Consider the following 1,622-nt stretch of genomic DNA (forward strand, 5'->3'; position numbering starts at 1 on the left):
ATCCTCTCGTTCTGATAGACCGACTAGGTTTAGCGCTTCCGCAGCCTTAGCTTTATCTTTTCCCGGAGTACCGATCCTCACATTTTGCAATACAGTTTTCCATGGAAGGAGTCTTGCCTCCTGAAACAATACCCTTGTATGCCCGCTCCCAGAAGTAGCAGGATCATTCTCGTTGATGGAAATGAGTCCTTCCGACGGCTGCTCCAACCCGGCAATCAGCCGGAGCAGTGTACTTTTGCCACAACCGCTCCGCCCGACGACGGCGATAAACTCTCCGCGTTCAATCGTCAGATCAACTTGCTGCAGAATCCGCTTTTCACCAAAATATTTGCGGACATGGTTTAGGCACAGCATTGCTCCCTTTCCGATTTCAGACACCGCATTACACCCCCTTTTACTTTTTGGCCACACTATAATTCGGGTTCCACTGGAGTAGCCATCGTTCCAATCCCTTGGCGATGCTATCTGAAAGCTTGCCCAACAGCGCATAAATGATAATGCTAAGAACGGTAATATCGAGCTGCATAAACTCTCTGGCGTTCATGGCCATATAACCGATGCCCGAGTCTGCGGCCACCGTCTCGGCCACAATAAGCGTCAGCCACATAATACCGAGTGAATAACGGATTCCCACCAGAATGGAAGGCAGTGCACCCGGGAGAATGACTTCCTTGTACAGATCGAGGCCCTTCAGTCCATAGACCTTGGCCATTTCGATCAGCCCCCGGTCTATTGACCTTATTCCGTGGAAGGTATTGAGATAGATAGGAAAAAACACGCCGAGGGACACGAGCAAGCAGCTTAACTTCCTCACCAATCCCAAACCNCATGATCACCAAAGGATTAGTGCCAAGTGCGGCACATTCCGGATCATCTGCACCGAGGAATCCATTAGAATCTCCGCTTTAGAGGAGAAGCCATTGATTAACCCGAGAACAAAGCCAATTCCGCCCCCAATCAAAAATCCAAGCAAGGCCCGCCTTGCACTGATCGCAATATTATCAAGCAGCACGCCGCTTTTAACAGAAACAATAAGCTCTTTAACGACTTGCAGCGGCTGCGGAAGTTTATTCGCCGGGATGATCCCAGTAACGGTCAGAACATGCCAGGCCAAAAGAAGAACGACAGGCAGCAGCCAAGGGGTAATGGGCGAGACCCAAAAGTTGTATTTGATTTTTGGTTTACTCATAGTTTGGCGGCTCCTTTCAAATGGAACGGCTGGCTAATAACAATTACCAGCCCTATTCCGCTTTTTTTTCAGAATTACTTTTTATTTAATCATTTGAGTAAAGGCATCGCTCCAGAGCGACTTCACGTCCACCTTTTTCGTCAGCAGCCCTACAGATTGAAGTGTATCTGCGACATCCTGCTGCGAGGCGATAGCCTCATCTGAAATGGCAGTTACCTTTGTTGGCCGCTGCTCCTGGCTGTTTTTCAACGTTTCAAGCGCCTGTTCAAGCGGTTGCTTTGTATTTTCAGCTACGATTTCTGCCCATTTTTTCTGATTATTGTGGATCCACTCATTGTATTGATTTAAACGGTTCAGAAAATCGGCAATCGCTGCATGTTTGGCTGGATCAGCAATATCCGCCTTAGTCGTAATCACCGGGAAATTGCCTGAC

1 protein-coding gene and 2 pseudogenes are annotated in these 1,622 nt (G+C 48.3%); all 3 read right to left on the reverse strand.

The window, feature by feature from the left end:
- Nucleotides 1–378, reverse strand: a 378-nt coding sequence (locus tag CPT76_RS36270; RefSeq protein ID WP_258169129.1) for an ATP-binding cassette domain-containing protein, incomplete at its 3' end; no start/stop codon positions are given.
- A gap of 16 nt (nt 379–394) precedes the next feature.
- Nucleotides 395–1,189: pseudogene (locus CPT76_RS42420) on the reverse strand (ABC transporter permease subunit).
- Between the two features lie 81 nt (nt 1,190–1,270).
- Nucleotides 1,271–1,622, reverse strand: a pseudogene (locus tag CPT76_RS38215) (ABC transporter substrate-binding protein); the annotation flags it as partial.

It is taken from the genome of Paenibacillus sp. AR247, assembly GCF_002968895.1.
Taxonomy (GTDB): Bacteria; Bacillota; Bacilli; order Paenibacillales; family Paenibacillaceae; genus Paenibacillus_AQ; species Paenibacillus_AQ favisporus.